This window comes from Actinomycetospora sp. C-140 (assembly GCF_054796175.1).
This window is the reverse complement of record NZ_JBTWNF010000017.1, coordinates 73230-88900: the sequence shown is the minus strand read 5'-3', so window position 1 is coordinate 88900 and position 15671 is coordinate 73230. Positions and strand designations below refer to the sequence as shown.

17 protein-coding genes and 1 pseudogene are annotated in these 15671 nt (G+C 75.5%); 7 read left to right on the top strand and 11 right to left on the bottom strand.

Features of this window, described 5'->3' with window-relative positions:
• Nucleotides 1–112 precede the first annotated feature (112 nt).
• Together ACR9E3_RS24905 and ACR9E3_RS24900 are read right to left on the bottom strand one after the other, a co-directional pair.
• The gene (locus ACR9E3_RS24905; protein ID WP_460383354.1) at nt 113–841 is read right to left on the bottom strand and encodes a TSUP family transporter; all 729 of its coding nucleotides are present in this window, start codon (nt 839–841) and stop codon (nt 113–115) included.
• 58 nt (nt 842–899) lie between these two features.
• On the bottom strand, nt 900–1346 hold the full coding sequence (locus tag ACR9E3_RS24900; protein ID WP_460383352.1) for a DUF4333 domain-containing protein: 447 nt from the start codon (nt 1344–1346) through the stop codon (nt 900–902).
• 248 nt (nt 1347–1594) lie between these two features.
• Here ACR9E3_RS24900 and ACR9E3_RS24895 point away from each other — a divergent pair, with 248 nt between their 5' ends.
• Entirely contained in the window at nt 1595–2326 is a 732-nt protein-coding gene (locus tag ACR9E3_RS24895) for a PP2C family protein-serine/threonine phosphatase (protein ID WP_460383351.1), read from the top strand.
• Nucleotides 2327–2329: 3 nt separating this feature from the next.
• Here ACR9E3_RS24895 and ACR9E3_RS24890 read toward each other — a convergent pair whose 3' ends face one another.
• Both ACR9E3_RS24890 and ACR9E3_RS24885 read right to left on the bottom strand, forming a co-directional pair.
• Entirely contained in the window at nt 2330–3766 is a 1437-nt protein-coding gene (locus ACR9E3_RS24890) for a sensor histidine kinase (protein WP_460383349.1), read from the bottom strand.
• Nucleotides 3763–4458 (bottom strand): response regulator transcription factor, encoded by a 696-nt coding sequence (locus tag ACR9E3_RS24885; RefSeq protein ID WP_460383348.1) that lies wholly within the window; start codon nt 4456–4458, stop codon nt 3763–3765. The genes ACR9E3_RS24890 and ACR9E3_RS24885 overlap by 4 nt, the downstream gene beginning before the upstream one ends.
• Nucleotides 4459–4596: 138 nt before the next feature.
• Here ACR9E3_RS24885 and ACR9E3_RS24880 point away from each other — a divergent pair, with 138 nt between their 5' ends.
• The 3 genes from ACR9E3_RS24880 (at nt 4597) to ACR9E3_RS24870 (ending at nt 7194) form a co-directional block, all read left to right on the top strand.
• Nucleotides 4597–5190, top strand: coding sequence for a hypothetical protein (locus tag ACR9E3_RS24880; protein ID WP_460383347.1), 594 nt, complete (start codon nt 4597–4599; stop codon nt 5188–5190).
• 277 nt (nt 5191–5467) lie between these two features.
• Nucleotides 5468–6400 (top strand): sulfite exporter TauE/SafE family protein, encoded by a 933-nt coding sequence (locus ACR9E3_RS24875; protein WP_460383346.1) that lies wholly within the window; start codon nt 5468–5470, stop codon nt 6398–6400.
• A 71-nt stretch (nt 6401–6471) separates the two neighbouring features.
• Nucleotides 6472–7194, top strand: coding sequence for an HAD family hydrolase (locus tag ACR9E3_RS24870; protein ID WP_460383345.1), 723 nt, complete (start codon nt 6472–6474; stop codon nt 7192–7194).
• Here the strand turns inward: ACR9E3_RS24870 and ACR9E3_RS24865 are convergent.
• From ACR9E3_RS24865 to ACR9E3_RS24850, 4 genes and pseudogenes are all read right to left on the bottom strand, one after another.
• Nucleotides 7184–7483: a hypothetical protein gene (locus tag ACR9E3_RS24865; RefSeq protein WP_460383344.1), complete on the bottom strand. Its 300-nt coding sequence runs from the start codon at nt 7481–7483 to the stop codon at nt 7184–7186. The two genes, ACR9E3_RS24870 and ACR9E3_RS24865, sit on opposite strands and share 11 nt — an antisense overlap.
• Before the next feature lie 63 nt (nt 7484–7546).
• On the bottom strand, nt 7547–9061 hold the full coding sequence (locus ACR9E3_RS24860; protein ID WP_460383450.1) for an FGGY family carbohydrate kinase: 1515 nt from the start codon (nt 9059–9061) through the stop codon (nt 7547–7549).
• A gap of 36 nt (nt 9062–9097) precedes the next feature.
• Nucleotides 9098–10099 (bottom strand): annotated as a pseudogene (locus tag ACR9E3_RS24855) (2-hydroxyacid dehydrogenase); the annotation flags it as partial.
• Nucleotides 10100–10118: 19 nt separating this feature from the next.
• Nucleotides 10119–10763, bottom strand: a complete 645-nt coding sequence (locus tag ACR9E3_RS24850) for a class II aldolase/adducin family protein (protein ID WP_460383343.1) — start codon at nt 10761–10763, stop codon at nt 10119–10121.
• A 122-nt stretch (nt 10764–10885) separates the two neighbouring features.
• Between ACR9E3_RS24850 and ACR9E3_RS24845 the strand changes: the two genes are divergently transcribed.
• Nucleotides 10886–11677, top strand: coding sequence for a DeoR/GlpR family DNA-binding transcription regulator (locus ACR9E3_RS24845; protein ID WP_460383342.1), 792 nt, complete (start codon nt 10886–10888; stop codon nt 11675–11677).
• Between the two features lie 74 nt (nt 11678–11751).
• Nucleotides 11752–13092, top strand: coding sequence for an MFS transporter (locus ACR9E3_RS24840; protein ID WP_460383341.1), 1341 nt, complete (start codon nt 11752–11754; stop codon nt 13090–13092).
• Here the strand turns inward: ACR9E3_RS24840 and ACR9E3_RS24835 are convergent.
• Complete coding sequence (locus ACR9E3_RS24835; protein ID WP_460383339.1) at nt 13065–13247, bottom strand: MerR family DNA-binding transcriptional regulator; 183 nt, start codon at nt 13245–13247, stop codon at nt 13065–13067. The genes ACR9E3_RS24840 and ACR9E3_RS24835 overlap by 28 nt on opposite strands.
• Nucleotides 13248–13362: 115 nt before the next feature.
• Here ACR9E3_RS24835 and ACR9E3_RS24830 point away from each other — a divergent pair, with 115 nt between their 5' ends.
• Nucleotides 13363–13644 (top strand): hypothetical protein, encoded by a 282-nt coding sequence (locus ACR9E3_RS24830; protein ID WP_460383338.1) that lies wholly within the window; start codon nt 13363–13365, stop codon nt 13642–13644.
• Here ACR9E3_RS24830 and ACR9E3_RS24825 read toward each other — a convergent pair.
• On the bottom strand, nt 13610–14941 hold the full coding sequence (locus ACR9E3_RS24825; protein ID WP_460383336.1) for a sensor histidine kinase: 1332 nt from the start codon (nt 14939–14941) through the stop codon (nt 13610–13612). The two genes, ACR9E3_RS24830 and ACR9E3_RS24825, sit on opposite strands and share 35 nt — an antisense overlap.
• Nucleotides 14938–15648, bottom strand: a complete 711-nt coding sequence (locus ACR9E3_RS24820; RefSeq protein ID WP_460383335.1) for a response regulator transcription factor — start codon at nt 15646–15648, stop codon at nt 14938–14940. The genes ACR9E3_RS24825 and ACR9E3_RS24820 overlap by 4 nt, the downstream gene beginning before the upstream one ends.
• Nucleotides 15649–15671: the final 23 nt, after the last annotated feature.

Here is a 15671-nt window from a genome sequence, read left to right as displayed (position 1 = left end):
GTTCCGCCTGGCCTCGAGGGAGTGAAGCAGCGGGTGGCCCCCGTCACTGTCCCCGAGGTCGTGGGACCTGTCCACCGCCTGCGCCGGGCCCGATGCTCGTCCCGTCGACGTCTCAGCTGGTCAGGACGCCGCGCACGACGGTCGCGAGACCACCCACGAGGGCGAGCACCGCCACGGCGCGCCGGGCCGTCCCCGGGTCGAGGCGGCGCTGCACCACATCCCCGAGGGCCACCCCGAGGGCGAGCGCCACGACCCCGGCGATCCAGACCGCGCCGTCGAGCCGCGGCATGCCCTTGCTCACGAGGGCCACGAGGTTGATGCCCAGGAGCACGACCTGCGCGGTCGGCACCAGGACCGCCATGCTCCACTGCCGGACCAGCGCGTAGGCGGAGATCATCGGGCCGCCGACGCCCGCGGTGACGTTGACGAAGCCGGCGATCGCCCCGGCGGCCAGGGCGCCGGGGGTGCCGTGCATCCAGCCGCCCAGGCCGGGAGCCAGCGACAGTCCGACGGCGGCCACCGCCAGGACCCCGACCACCACCAGCAGCGGGCCCTCGGGCAGCACGTCGACGACGACGGCCCCGAACGGCACCGCGACCACCGCCCCGAGCAGGAGCAGGCCCGCGGCCCGCAGGTCGACCCCGCGGGCGGTGCGGGCGAGGACCACCGCGCAGAGCAGCACCTGCAGCGCGTTCCCGAAGGTGACACCGTCGCGCGGCCCCAGGATCGCGACGAGGAACGGAGCCCCGACCAGGGCGAGCCCGAGGCCGGTGGCCCGCTGGGCCAGCGCGCCGATCAGGACCGGGGCGGCGACGACGAGCGCCGTCCCCGCCGCGTTCACGTGCGCGACGGGGACGGCGGTGTCATCCGGTCATGTGACCACGGAACGATCGGTGGGCCTACTGCGGCGTGATGTCGAAGTTCACCGTGCTGTCCTGGACGCTGGTGACCCGCACCAGCAGGGTGGTCGGCGTGCCGTCGATCGGGCCGGAGCAGGTCGTGGTCGCGCCGACCTCGGCGTCGAGCGACGACGGGCAGCGCACCTGGCTCGCGTCGTAGCCGTACTGCTGCTGGTACTGCTCGGTGATCTGCTGCTCGATCTGCTGCGTGCTGACCTGGCGTGGGCCGGCCAGAGCGCCGAGCACCATCAGCCCCACGAAGAGCAGCGCGACGACCCCCACGACGATCGCCACGATCTTGCCGGCCTGACTCTTCCGCGGCGGTGGCGGAGCGTAACCACCATATCCCGGAGCGGGAGGTGGCGGCCCGTAGGGCATGCCCGCGGGAGGCTGCGGCACCGGCGGGTGCGGGTAGCCGTACGGGGGCGGCGGAGCCTGCTGCGACATGGGGGAACTCCTCGACGGACGGGTCGGGCGACGGGTGTCGACGGTCGCGGGACCGCCGGCGGCTACGGAGAGCATAGAACACGGAGAGCTACCGACAAGAGGCTTCATTAGCCCATCAGAGCGATCTCACGATTCCGCCAGAACCACGTACCGGACTCATCCGCCGCACAGCCCCCTCCCAGGCGGCGTGCCGACCCTGGTCGTGACGCCGGAGCACGGCGTCGCCGCCCGGACGAGGAGGCCCACCCGTGAGCGTCGCCGTCAGCATGCCGTTCGTCCCGTCGCCGCGGGAGGCTCCGGCCGACGCCGCACCCGTGGGCCGCGCCTCGCTCCGGGGTCCGCGACGCCACCAGGCCGACGCGGCCGCCGAGCACCGCGGCGCCACGGGCCGGCTCGCGGTGGCGGTGGCCGACGGCGTCGGGGACTCGGAGGCCGCCGCCTTCGCCGCGCGGCTGGTCGCCGACCACGCCGTGCGGGTCGCCACCCTGGAGGGACGGCCCGACACGGCGGTGCTCGCCACGCACGACCTGCTGGAGAGCACGCGGGACCTCGTGCCCGGCGACGCCGCGGCGGTCGTGGCCCTCGCCCCCGGCGACGGCGACCCGCGCTGGCGTCTCGCCTGGGTCGGCGACTGCCGGGCGCTGTCGTGGGACGGTCGCACGCTCCGGACCCTCACCGCCGACCAGACCATCGCCGCCCGTCTGCGCGCGCGGGGCCTGACCGTCCATCCGCGGTTCGACCATGTGCTCGTCACCAGCGCGCGCACGGTGGGCCCAGAGGAGGTGGGCACCGCGGTGGTCGCCGACCCCGGGGTCCTGCTGCTGGTCAGCGACGGCGTCCACCGCAGCGTGTCCGCCCCCTCGTTGGCCGCCGCGCTCGCCGCCGGCGGCTCGGCGCAGGCCCGCGCGGACCGGATCGTCGCCCTGGCCACCGCCGCCGGGACCACGGACAACGCGACCGCCCTCGTGGTCGAGCCCTGATCGTCAGGCGCGCGGGAGCGTCAGCCGGAGGCGGGCGCCCGGCGTGGCGTCGACGACCCGCAGGTCGCCGCCGTGGGCGCGGGCCAGGGCCCGGGCGATCGGCAGGCCCAGCCCGGCGCCGCCGGCGTCGCGGGACCGGGCGTCGTCGAGGCGCACCAGACGGTCGAAGACCCGCTCGCGGTCCTCGGCGGGGATCCCGGGGCCCTGATCGACGACATCCACCACCGCCGTCCGGTCGTCGCCCGAGACCTCGATCCGCACCGTGCCGTCGGCCGGCCCGTGCCGGCGGGCGTTCTCGAGCAGGTTGGCCAGGACCTGGGTGATCCGTCCCGGGTCGGCGTCCGCCCGGACCGGCGCGCCGTCCACCGTGACCGTCATCCCGGGGGCGAGCAGGGCGATGCGCTCGGCCTCCGCCGCGGCGAGCTCGGTGAGGTCGACCGCGCGGCGCTCGAGCGGGGCGCCGTCCTCGATGCGGGCGAGCTCGAGCATGTCGGCGACGAGCGCCCCGGCCCGGCGGGTCTCGCGCACCAGCGTCGTCGCGAGGCGCTCGCGGCGTTCGAGGTCGGCGTCGGGGTGGCGTACCAGCGACTCGGCGAGCGTCTGCACCCCGGCCACCGGCGTCCGCAGCTCGTGCGCGGCGTCGGAGAGGAAGCGCCGCGTCCGCGCCTCGGACAGCTGAGCCTGGCGCGCGGCGTCCTCGGCACGGCCCTGCGCGGCCTCGAGCGCGTCGAGCATCGCGTCGAACGCGGCGGCGGTGCGCCCGAGCTCGGTGTCGGTGCGCTCCGGACGCAGACGCCGGCCCCGCTCGCCGGCCGCGATGTCGCGCGCGAGCACCGTCATGTCGTCGAGGGGCCGCAGCGCGACCCGCACACCGCCGAGGAGCGCGACGGCGACGACCGCCAGCCCGATCGCCCCGACGCCGACCATGACCACCCGCAACCGCGCCAGGACGGCGTCGTCCTCCCCCGGCTCGCCCGCCAGGACCAGCCGCGTGCCGTCGGGGACCGCGACGACACGGACGAGGTCGCGGTCGAGCCGGTCGGGGCCGCCGCGCCGGGGTCCCTGGCCCGGTCCTTGTCCCGGCCCTTGTCCCGGCCCTTGTCCCGGTCCCTGTCCCGGAGGTCCCGGCGGTCCGTCCGTCGATCCCGCGATCCGCCGCCCCGCCGGGTCGAGCAGCACCGCCCGGATGCCCTGGCCCTCGGCGGCGTCGACGAGCGCCGTCCCCGTCGACCCCCCATCGACCAGGAGCTCGGCCCGGGCGGCGCGGTCGTCGAGGCGGCTCTGCTGGTCGCGGCGCAGCTGGGCGGACAGGGACAGGTCGACGGCCACCCCGATCACGACGAGGGCGACCGCGACGACCAGCAGCACGAGCGCGGTGACGCGCAGGCGCAGGGAGCGCGAGCCGCTCCAGCGCCGCGCGGCGTCGACGGCCGACGTCACGGCACCTCCTCGGGGGCGGGGCGCAGCGCGTAGCCCAGCCCGCGGACGGTGTGCACGATCCTCGGCCCGTGCGCCTCGAGCTTGCGGCGCAGCGCCGAGACGTGGACCTCGACGAGGTTCGGGTCGTACGCGTCGTAGCCCCACACCTGCGTGAGGATCTGGTTCTTGGTGACCGTGCGCCCCCGCTGCTCGACGAGGTAGCGCAGCAGGCGCAGCTCGGTGGCGGTGAGGTCGAGCACCGCGCCCGCACGCGTCGCGGTGCCCGCCTCGTCATCGACGACGAGGTCGCCGACCGTCATCGCCGACGGCACCCGGCCGCGGCGGCGCAGCACCGCGCGCACCCGCGAGACGAGCTCCGCGAGCAGGAACGGCTTGACGACGTAGTCGTCGGCGCCGCCGTCGAGGCCGTGCAGCCGGTCGGCGAGCGCGTCGCGGGCGGTGAGCAGCACGAGGCCGGCGTCGCTGCGCCCGCGGACGACGCCGAGCAGCGCGAAGCCGTCGCGGCCGGGCAGCATGACGTCGAGGACGACGAGGTCGGGACGGAACCCGTCGAGGAGGTCCTCCAGGCCCTCGCCGTCCGCGCGCCCGACCGCGCGGAAGCCGGCGTCGTCGAGCGCCTCGACGACCGACTCGCGGATGGCCGCCTCGTCCTCGACGACGAGCACGCGCGCCGCCGTTCCCCAGCTCCCCACACCCCGGATCCTGACCTGTCCTGCCTGAACGCGACCTGAAGACCCGCCCGGCGCGCCCGCGCTTCAGGTCCGGTTCAGCCGTGCTGCGCACTGTCGGCGTCGACGACGTCCCACCCGAGACCCCGGAGACGAGGACACATGAGCGAGACACCGCCCCCCGGCAGCACCCCCGACAGCACCCCGGACGCGGAGCCGCCGACGCGACCGACCGACGCCGCGGGGACGACCGCGAGTCCGGACGGACCGCCCACCCGATGGCAGCGCACCCGCGCGCGCTCGCGGCCGTCGACCTGGACCCGCCGCACCGCGGTCGTCGTCTCCGGTGTCGTCGGCCTCGTGGTCGGCCTGCTGCTCGCCGGCCTGCTGGTCGCGACGACGCCCGCGGGCCGGTTCGTGGCCCACGACGGCCGGGATCGCGCGCCGGGGGCGGTCGCCGACGGCCGCGGGCCGCACGGCGGCCCCGGCGGTCGGGGTGGACCGGACGGCGGCCCCGGCGAGCGAGGGCCGCGCGGTGAGCGCGGACCGGCGACGGCCGGTGGGGGTGGCGGAGGTGGTGGCATCGTCGTGCAGGTGCAGCCGGGGGCCACGGTGCAGGTCGCCCCGGGAGCGACGGTGCAGACCGTCCCGGGCCAGCCCGCCCAGCCGACGCAACCGGCCCAGCCTGCCCAGCCCGCGCAGCCTGCCCAGCCGACCCAGCCGGTCCCGCCGGCCCAGCCGGGGCTGCCCGGCTGACCTCCCGGAGCAGGTCGTCGTGATCGCGGTCACAGCCGTGAGGACGATCGCTGTCACGAGCCCCGAGACGTGTGACGATCGGGAGGTGTCCGACACGGGAGTGGTCCTGGTGCGCCGCGCGCACGTCGACCTGCTCCGTGTCACGTCGGCCGGGTGTCTGCCGCCCCGCCGCTGACCGTCCGCCACACATCCGGTCGCGGGTCCGTTCCCGGCCGGGTCGTGTGCTGCTGCCCCGGAGCACGGGCGCGCGGGCTCGCCCCTGCCCCGAGGATCCTCCTTGCGCGCGTTCCTGCTCTTCGCCCTCGCCGGCCTGATCGCCCAGCTCGTCGACGGCTCACTCGGCATGGCCTACGGCGTCACCTCGACGTCGGTCCTGCTCGCGGCGGGCACGGCGCCGGCCGTCGCGTCCGCGTCGGTGCACCTCGCGGAGGTCGGCACCACGCTGGTCTCCGGGGCCTCGCACTGGCGGTTCGGCAACGTCGACTGGCGCGTCGTCGGCATCCTCGCCGTGCCCGGCGCGATCGGTGCCGTCCTCGGCGCCTACGTCCTGGTCAACATGACCGAGGACGCCGAGCCCTACATGGCCGGCGTGCTGCTGCTCCTCGGCCTCTACGTCCTGCTGCGCTTCAGCTCGCGGGCGATCGCCCGCCGCGTCGTGTCCGGGCCGCGGCCCGGCGGGAAGTTCCTGGGCCCGCTCGGGCTGGTCGCCGGCTTCCTCGACGCGTCCGGCGGGGGCGGCTGGGGCCCCGTCGCCACCTCGAGCCTGCTGGCCTCCGGGCGGCTCGAGCCCCGCAAGGTCGTCGGCTCGGTCGACACCTCCGAGTTCGTCGTCGCCCTCGCCGCGAGCGTCGGCTTCCTGTTCACGCTCTCGCAGGAGGGCATCGACTACCTCGTCGTCCTCGCTCTCATGATCGGCGGCATGATCGCGGCGCCGTTCGCGGCCTACCTCGTGCGGCTGCTGCCCGCCCGCGTGCTGGGCACGGCGGCCGGTGGCCTCATCGTCGTGACGAACACCCGGACGCTGCTCAAGGGCTTCGACGTGCCCTCGTCGGTCCTCACGCCGGTGCTGGTCGTGCTGGCCGTGGCCTGGGTCGCGGCGGTCGTCGTCGCGGTGCGCAGCGCCCGCCGGGAGCTCGCCGAGCGCGCCGAGCACGCGGACGGCACGACCGCCGGGGACGAGTCCGCGGACGCGCCGAGCGCCCAGACCTGACCCCTATGTGAGCGAACTTCGGGGCTATGGCCCCGAAGTTCGCTCACGTACGCGCGCGCGATCATGACGGGGTGCGCGCGCTGTTCGACCTCCCCGCGGCCTACCGGCTCACCGACGCCGAGCAGGCCGCGCCGGTGCCGCCGGTCGAGGCGGTGCTCTGCGACTTCAGCAACACGCTGTTCCGCATGATCGGCACCGACGAGTGGCTGCGCCGTGTCGCGGCGGACACAGGACGGACGCTCGACGACCCGGGCGCGGTGCTCGCCGCGCTGGACGACGCCGCCGCCGAGCCCGCGGTCGCCGCGGCGCAGGAGGGACGCGACCTCGACGCCGAGGCCCACCGGCGGGCGATGCTCACGTGGTTCGCGCGCGTGCCCTTCCTCGCCGGCATCGAGGACTCCGCTCACGCCCGCGTCGTCGCCGAGGACTCGTGGGTGCCCTACGCCGACACCGCCCCGTTCCTGCGCGCGCTCGCCGAGCGCGGCGTCCCGGTCGGGGTGGTCAGCGACATCGGCTGGGACATCCGCGGGCACGCGCGCGCCGCCGGGCTCGCCGACCTGGTCGGCACCTGGGTGCTCTCCTGCGAGGAGGGCGCCGAGAAGCCCGACCCGGCGCTGTTCGCCACCGCCTGCGCACGCCTCGGCGTCGCGCCGCGGCGCACGCTGATGGTGGGCGACAACCCCCGGCGTGACGGCGGCGCCGCGGCCGCGGGGCTGCGCGCGTTCGTGCTCCCCAGCGAGCAGCGCGACGGCGACCGCGGTCTGGCCGCCGTGCTCCCGCTCGTCAGGAGCTGAGCCGGGTCACCCCGGGCGCCACCAGCTCGCGCGACGCCGGCGCGGGCCCGGCACGGCGCACCCACCCGCCGACCACCTGGGCCACGGACCAGCCCTCGCCGGCGACCAGCCCGGCGATCTCCCGGTCGGCCGCGCCGAGCGCGACGCCGGCGTCGTCGAGCACGTCGACGAGCCAGCGCTCGCTGCGACGCACCACCTCGTCGCCCGCGGCGTCGTGGGCGAGCCGCCGCCCCAGGTGGAACGGCTCGGTGTCGAACGGCCCCGACGGGACCTCGTCGCGGTCGGCCATGGCGCCTCCCCCTCGTGATCTCCTCCGGGACGCTACGCCGGTGGACCGACACCGAGGTCCGGCTCAGGCGGGCGCGTGCCCGCGACGGAAGCCCTGGGCCTGGCGCGCCCAGAACCCGCGGGCGGTGTCGACGTGGGCGCGGTAGCGCAGGTAGCCGTCGGCGTAGCAGGTGTGCGCGTCCGCGGAGGGCTCGACGGTCCGCGACGGTGCGGCCCACGCGGCGGGGTCGACGTCGTCGCCGAGCGCCCGCGCCGCGGTCATCGCCGCGCCGCGGGTCCCGAGGCCCGGGTCGTCGGGCACCACGAGCGGCCGTTCGAGGACGTCGGCGAAGATCTGCGCCCACGGCCCGGACTGCGAGCCGCCGCCGCAGGCCACCAGCGTCCCCTGCCGGTCGACCGAGGACGCCGCGCGCTCGAAGCAGTGCTTGGCGGTGTAGGCGATGCCCTCGCACACGGCGCGGACCACGTCACCGCGGTGCGTGGAGAGGGTGACGCCCTCGATCTGCCCGCGGGCCCGCGTGTCGACGAACGGGGCGCGCTCCCCCGAGGACGCCAGGAACGGCAGCGCCGAGACGCCCCCGGCACCGGGCCGGGTGCCCTCGAGCAGCCCGGGCAGCGCCTCGATGCCGACGCCGAGGAAGTCGAGCAGCCAGTCGAGACCGGCCGTGCCCACCATCGCCGGCATGGCGCGCAGCCACATCCCCTCGTCCGGGGTGCACAGCCACATCCCCGCCGGCTCGGGGCCGTCGGCGTCGTCGGGGTCGTCGGGAGCGACCCGGTCGGTGAAGACCTCGCAGGCCAGCGTCGTCCCGATGATCACCAGACCGTCGCCGGGCGTGGAGAGCCCGGCCCCGACCGCGCAGGCGGGCAGGTCGAACGGCCCGCCGGTGACGGGGGTGCCCTCCGGCAGCCCGACGATCTCCGCGCCCCGGCGGTCGAGGGAGAAGAGCGCGCCGGCCGGGGCGGGATCGGCGAGGAGGCCGCGGTACGCCGAGTCGCCGCAGGCCGCGATGGCGTCGTCGTCGTAGCGCCGGGACACGACGTCGAGGAACGGCAGGGAGGCGTCGGACGCGTCGACGGTGATCTCGCCGCAGAGCCGCTGCACCAGGGCGTCGACGCAGTAGCCCGCGACGGCGGCGCGCTCGAGCGACTCCGGCTCGTCGCGCGCCAGGGAGACGAGCAACGGGGCGTGGCAGCCGGGGAACAGGCCCGCCCCGGTGCGCCGGTAGACCTCGGCGAGCGTCCCGTCGTCCTGCCAGCCGCGCACGACGTCGCCGGCCCGGTCGTCGAGCCACGAGATCGGCGGCCGGACGGCGGTGCCGTCGGCGTCGCGCAGCCACATCCCGTCGCCCTGGCCGGTGAGCGCGAGGGCGCGCACCTCCCGGTCCCCCGCCGCGGCGACCACCCGGCGCACGACGTCGGCGACCGAGGCGACGATCTCCTCGAGGTCCTGCTCGACCCGGCCGTCCGGGTACTGCTCCAGGCGCGAGGCGCGCTCGGCGGAGGCGAGCTTGTTCCCCTGCTCGTCGTACGCGTCGGCCTTGGTCATCGACGTGCCGACGTCCACCCCGACGATCATGGCGACCCCCCTCAGGACCTCCGGGTTGAGGCAGTGCTCCAGCGGCCGCCCCTCGGTGAAGCGGGCCACCTCGGCCGCCATCCGGCGGGCGGCGCGGTGCGCGACGTTCGTCGAGGCCCCGGCCAGGTGCGAGACGGTGAGGACCTGCGGCAGGCTCAGCAGCGGGTGGTCCGGCGCGGGCGGCTCGGTGACGTAGACGTCGAGCGCGGCCCCGGACAGGTGCCCGGAGCGCAGCGCGTCGGCCAGCGCGTCCTCGACGAGCAGCTCGCCGCGCGCCGTGTTGACCAGGTACGCGCCCGGCCGCATCCGCCCGAGGACCTCGGCGTCGATCATCCCGCGGGTCTCGGCGGAGAGCCGCGCGTGCAGGCTCACGACGTCGCTGCGCCGCACGAGCTCGTCCAGGCCGACCAGCTCGACGCCGCGCTCGCTCGCCACGTCGGGGTCGATGTAGGGGTCGGCGGCGAGCAGGTGGACGCCGAACGCGCGCAGCAGGTCGGCGACCCGCGTGCCGACCTGCCCGAGCCCGACGAGACCGACCGTGCTGCCGGCGAGCTCCGGGCCCGCCGCGTCGTACCGGTAGAGGTCGCCGGTCCAGTCGCCGCCGCGCATCCGCGCGTGGCTCACCGCGATGTTGCGGCGGCCGGCGATCAGGACCCCGACGGTGAACTCGGCGACGGCCCGCGCGTTGCGGCCCGGCAGGTTCACGACGGCCACGTCGCGCTTCGTCGCGGCCTCGAGGTCGATGTTGGTCGGACCGCCGCGCGGCGTCGCGACCAGCCGCAGCCGGTCCGCACCCTCGAGCGTCCGGTGGGTCACCGGGGCGAGGTGCGTGACGAGCACGTCGGCGCCGTGGAGCGCCTCGGCGATCTCGTCCTCGTCGCCGGAGGCCTCGGCGATCTCGTCGGTGGCGTACCAGGGCTCGGTCGGCCACCGGGTCGCGTGGGTGGTGAAGGTCGTGTCGTCGGGGAGCTCCGGGCGGAGCGCCTCGACGAACAGATCGGGGGTGATGAACTCGTCTCCCGCGCACAGCACGTGCATGGCGTCCTCCTCCGGGCCCTCAGGGCGAGGTGACCGTCTGGCCGTAGCTGTCCAGCTTCGCCGCGACCCGCGCGATCTCCTCGTCGCCCAGCAGGTGCGGCTCGCCGAGCAGGCGGGCCTGGTGGTACATCCGGCAGACCCACTCCAGGTAGAGACTGCGCGTGTACGCCTTCGCGAGGCTCTCGCCGTAGGTCGTCGCGCCGTGGTTCTGCAGCAGGGCGCCGAAACGTCCCTCCATCGCCGTGACGCTGTTCTCGGCGAGCTCGGTGCTGCCGTAGGTGGCGTACGGCGCCACCCGCACCCGCCCGCCCAGCAGGGCGATCATGTAGTGCACCGGCGGGAGCTCGTCGACCAGCACGGACACGGTGCTGGCGTAGAGCGGGTGGGTGTGGACGACGGCGGCAGCGTCGGTGCGCTGGTAGACCGCCGTGTGCATCGGCACCTCCGACGAGGGCTCGAGCGAGCCCTCCACGTGGTCCCCGTCGACGCCGATCACACAGATCGACTCCGGCGTCAGGTCCTCGTAGGCCGCGCCGCTCGGTGTGATCGCGACATGGTCGCCGCGGCGGACGCTGAGGTTGCCCGACGTCCCCACGGTCAGCTCGTCGGCCTGCATCCGGTGGCAGTACTCCACCAGCTCGGCGCGCTCCTTCTCCAGCAGCACGGGCCCCTCCACTCTCTTGGGCGATCCTCCGATGTGAAGTTAACATCGTGAATGTGATCACGGAAGGGTCGCGCGACCGGTCCGGCGCACCCGGGACGGCCGCCGTCGGCGATGCTGGGCCGGTGAGCGCCCGACCGCCGGCCCGGGCGGTGCACGCCCGCACCGCACGTCAGCAACGCATCGTCGACCACGTCCTCGCGGCCGGTTCGGCCAGCGCGGCGGAGCTGGTGGAGCTGACCGGGGTCAGCCTGATGACGGTGCACCGGGACGTGGACGAGCTGGTCCGGCGCGGCCTGGTGCGCAAGTACCGCGGCGGGGTCTCGGCGCAGCCGACCTCGGTGTTCGAGTCGCACTCCGAGTACCGGCGGACGTTGCGCCGTGCCGAGAAGGAGGCGGTCGCCCGCGCCGCGCTGCCGATGGTCGAGCCGGGTTCGTCGATCATGATCGACGACTCGACGACGGCGTTGGCGCTGGTGGAGCTCCTGCACGAGGTGGGTCCCCTGACGGTCGTGACGAACTACCTGCCGGCCCTGGAGCTGCTCAAGGAGATCCCCGAGGTCCGTCTGATCGCCCTCGGCGGCGACTACTCGCGGGCCCACGACTCCTTCGGCGGCATCTCCTGCACCGAGGCCATCGGCGCGATGTCGGTCGACACCGCCTTCGTGTCGACCTCGGCGATGACGGGGGCGATGACCTACCACCAGGAGCAGGACGTCGTGCTGGTCAAGCGGGCCATGCTCGACGCCGCGGCGCGCACGGTGCTGCTGATGGACTCCGGCAAGGCCCCCCGCCGCGCCCTGCACCAGGTGCGTCCGCTGGACGGCTACGACGCCCTCGTGATCGACGACGGCGTCGGCGCGGATCTCCTGCTCGAGCTCCGCGAGCACGTCACGGTGACGGTCGCACCGCGCTGATTTCCGTCGTTGGGTTGTTATCTTAACACCAAGGTTGGTAAGTGTGGGTCACCGCACACCCCGTGGAGGGCGACATGAGCGAGAGCACCGCCGGTCCGGCCGGGTCGGCCCACCGGATCGACCGCTGGGGCATCCCGTACCCGCTGCGCTGGGGGTTCGTCGGCGTCCTGATCTTCATGATCGGCGACGGCGTGGAGACGAGCTTCCTGTCCGCGTTCCTCGCCGAACCGGACGGCGGCGGGCTGTCGGGCAGCCAGGCGTCGTTCGCGACGGTCACGCTCTACGGCGTCGCCGCGCTGATCGCGTCCTGGTTCTCCGGCACGCTCTCGGCGATCTGGGGGCCGCGCCGCGTCATGTGGCTCGGGGCCGCGATCTGGATCGTGCTCGAGCTGCTCTTCCTGTTCGTCGCGGTGCCGTCGGGGATCGCCCCGCTGATCATCGTCACCTACGCCGTGCGCGGTCTGGCGTACCCGCTGTTCGCCTTCGCGTTCCTCGTCTGGGTCCAGGTCGTGGCGCCGCCGCACCAGCGCGGCTCGGCCGCCGGGTGGTTCTGGTTCGCCTTCACCGGTGGCCTGCCGACCCTCGGTGCGGCGCTCGCCGCGATCTGCGTCGGCCCGCTCGGCATCAGCGAGTACGGCACGCTCGTGATCTCGCTGGTGCTGGTCGCGATCGGCGCCGCGATCGGTTCGTTCGCCGTCACCGAGCCGCACGGGCTGCGCCCGATCGCGGACGCGACCGTCACCCGCCCCCGCAGCGCCCGCCGGCTGCTCGAGGGCGTCGACATCCTCTGGCGCGACCGCCGCACGATCGCCGGGTTCTTCGTCCGCCTGGTCAACACCGCCCCGCAGTACGGCTTCTTCGCGATGTTCCCGTTCGTGTTCGGGCCCGAGACGCCCGGCGGCGGCTTCCTCACCACGGCGCAGGTGGCCGTGCTGTCCACGGTCGCCTACGCCGCGAACATCGGCGCGAACCTGTTCTTCGGGGTCTTCGGTGACCACTTCGGCTGGCGGCGCACCGTCACCGTCTTCGGCTGCCTGGGCTGCGCCGTCGCCACGCCGCTCTGGTACTTCGGGGCGATCGCGTCGCAGAGCTTCCTGCTCACGGCGATCCTCGGCGCCGTCTACGGCGTCGTGCTGGCCGGTTTCGTGCCGCTGTCCGCGCTGATGCCGTCGATGGTCGCGCCCAAGGACAAGGGCGCGGCGCTGGCCGTGCTCAACACCGGCGCCGGCGGCGCCGCGCTGCTCGGGCCGCTCACGGTCACCGCGCTCTACCCGCTCACCGGCGGCGGCGGTGTCGCGATCGCGTACTGCCTGATGTACCTCGTGGTGGCGGGGCTGTCCCTCGTCATCCGCTCGGACATCGACCCGGGCACCGCCCGCCGGGAGGCTCAGCCGTCCTCGGCGATGCCGATCTGACGGCGCAGCTTGGCCACGTTCCAGCGGTACTGCCCGGAGGGCAGCGTGATCTCCGGCGTCACGAGGCCCCCTTTGACGTAGCGCTGGAGCGTGCGCGAGCTGACGCCCAGCGCCTTGGCGGCCTCGGGCGTCGAGACCAGATCGGACGGCGGCATGCCGACCACCCTATGTCGCCGCTGTCGTCCGAACGACGATCCCGACGTCCGTGGCGCCAGGTTCTCCGATGACGTGACTGTCGTTCCTGTCGCCGACGTCGCTACACTCGACGCCATGAGCGACATCGGCGCCATTCCTGGACGACGACCCGGCGGCCCGCGCCGCTACCGCCTCGACGCCCGGCGGTTCCGCGGGCCCCTGCACGCCCCCGCCCGCAACGACCACGAGCAGCACGAGTCCGACGACCTCGCGCCGCTGGTCGAGATCGCGCGTGCCCTCGTCGCCGAGGGGTTCACGGCGTGGATCTACGAGCGTGTCCGGCGGTCCACGCCGTGGCCGGAGGCGTGGGACCTGCGCCTGGTCACCCAGCTCGATCCGGACCGAGGGCCAGGCTGACGCGCAGGCCCCCGCCCGGCGCGTCCTCGAGACGCACCCGGCCACCGTGCCGCGCGGCCTGCTGGGCCACCAGCGCGAGCCCGAGCCCCGAGCCCGGTGCGCCCGCGGTGCTGCCGCGCACGAAGCGTCCGAGCACGGCCTCCCGCTCGGCCGCGGGCAGCCCGGTCCCGTCGTCGTCGACGGTCAGCACCACGCCGCCGTCGGCCCCGGCGTGCGCACCCAGCCGGACCGTGGTCGCCCGCCCGTGGCGCACCGCGTTGACCACGGCGTTGGCCAGCGCCATCCGCAGCCCCTCCGCCGAGCCCCGCACCGACTCCGCGGCGTCCCCGGTGTGCTCGTCGTGCTCGTTCATGACGACCTCGAGCGCCGGGTGGGCCCGCCGCGCGTCCTCGGCGGCCAGCCGCAGCAGGTCGGCGACGCCGACGTCCCCGGCGTCGGCGGTGTCCGGGAGGTCCCCGGCGGCCAGGTGCCCGAGGGCCGTGAGCGTGGCCTCCACCCGCCCCTGGGCGCGCAGCACGTCCGCCAGCACCGCGTCGCGCTCGGGCAGGTCCGGGTGGGCGGCCAGGACCTCGAGGTCGGTGCGCATCGCGGTCAGCGGCGTCCGCAGCTCGTGGCGCGCGGCGGCGGCGAAGTCGCGGGCGGCGTGCAGCGACGCCGTGCTGCGCTCCTGCTCGGCGTGCAGGCGGGCGAGCATGGCGGTGAGGGCGTCGGCGAGCTCCTCGGACTCCCGCGAGCCGTCGGCCCGCACCACCGGCGGGTCGTCCACGGGGTCCCGGTCGAGGGTGGCGGCCTGCGCCGTGAGCCGGCGCATCGGGCGCACCGCCCGGCCCGCGAACACCCAGCCCAGACCGGCCGCCAGCAGCACGGCGACGATCCCGAGCCCCGTCACCAGACGCTGCCGCTCGGCGACCCGCGCGCGGGTGTCGTCCTCGGTCGCCCCGACCGTGACCAGCACGCCGGGTGACGGACCCGGCGCCGTCCGGATCCGGTACGCGACGCCGCCGACCTCCACCGAGGTCGGGACGCCGACCGGCGAGAGCGGCAGCTCGGGCCCGCTGACCCGCCGGACCGTGCCGTCGGGCGCCCGCAGCGTCACCGCGAGGTCGGCGCGCGTGGAGGCGAACGAGCCCAGCACCGCCGGCGAGCCGGGCACCAGGCTGCGGTCGAGCCGTTCGGTCTGCTCGCGGGTCAGCAGCACCGACGCGAGGATCCCGACGAGGGCGACGACGACGATCGTCGCGAGGCCCGACGCGAGGGCGACGCGGAGCCGCAGGGACAGCGAGCGGCGGGGCGTCACCCGCCCTCCCTCAGCACGAACCCGACCCCGCGCACCGTGTGCACCAGCCGCGGCGTGCCGTCCGCCTCCAGCTTGCGGCGCAGGTAGCCGGCGAAGACGTCGACGACGTTGGTGTCGGTCGCGAAGTCGTAGCCCCAGACCAGCTCGAGCAGGCGCTCGCGGGTGAGCACGACCTCGGCGTTGCGGGCGAGCACCACGAGCAGCTCGTACTCGCGCTTGGTGAGGTCGACGGGGCGCTCACCGACCGTGGTGAGGCGCCGGGCGAGGTCGATGCGCAGCGGCCCGACCGTGATCACCTCGCCGAGCGCGGGCTCCGCGGACGGCGCCGGCCGCGTGCCGCGGCGCAGCAGTGCCCGCAGGCGGGCCACGAGCTCGGGCAGCGCGAACGGCTTGACCATGTAGTCGTCCGCGCCGGCCTCGAGCCCGACGACACGGTCGTCGACGGTGTCGCGCGCGGAGAGCACGCAGACCGGCACGTCGTGGTCCATCGCCCGCAGCGCGGTCACGACCGCCACCCCGTCCATGCCCGGCAGCCCGAGGTCGAGGACGACCGCGTCCGGCACCCGCTCGTGGACGGCCCGCAGCGCGCCGGGCCCGTCCTCGGCGGAGCGGACCGCGAACCCGGAGAGCCGCAGGCCGCGCTCGAGCGACGCGCGCACGTCGGCGTCGTCGTCGACGACCAGGAGCTCCGCGGACGGCTCGTTCATGGTCGCGGATCGTGCCAGGGCGC

Bases quoted from the DNA above. Each gene is read 5' to 3' on its own strand.
- ACR9E3_RS24900 (WP_460383352.1), bottom strand. From the start codon at position 1,346: ATGTCGCAGCAGGCTCCGCCGCCCCCGTACGGCTACCCGCACCCGCCG.
- ACR9E3_RS24830 (WP_460383338.1), top strand. From the start codon at position 13,363: ATGAGCGACATCGGCGCCATTCCTGGACGACGACCCGGCGGCCCGCGC.
- ACR9E3_RS24820 (WP_460383335.1), bottom strand. From the start codon at position 15,648: ATGAACGAGCCGTCCGCGGAGCTCCTGGTCGTCGACGACGACGCCGAC.
- ACR9E3_RS24880 (WP_460383347.1), top strand. From the start codon at position 4,597: ATGAGCGAGACACCGCCCCCCGGCAGCACCCCCGACAGCACCCCGGAC.
- ACR9E3_RS24840 (WP_460383341.1), top strand. From the start codon at position 11,752: ATGAGCGAGAGCACCGCCGGTCCGGCCGGGTCGGCCCACCGGATCGAC.
- ACR9E3_RS24860 (WP_460383450.1), bottom strand. From the start codon at position 9,061: ATGATCGTCGGGGTGGACGTCGGCACGTCGATGACCAAGGCCGACGCG.
- ACR9E3_RS24835 (WP_460383339.1), bottom strand. From the start codon at position 13,247: ATGCCGCCGTCCGATCTGGTCTCGACGCCCGAGGCCGCCAAGGCGCTG.
- ACR9E3_RS24865 (WP_460383344.1), bottom strand. From the start codon at position 7,483: ATGGCCGACCGCGACGAGGTCCCGTCGGGGCCGTTCGACACCGAGCCG.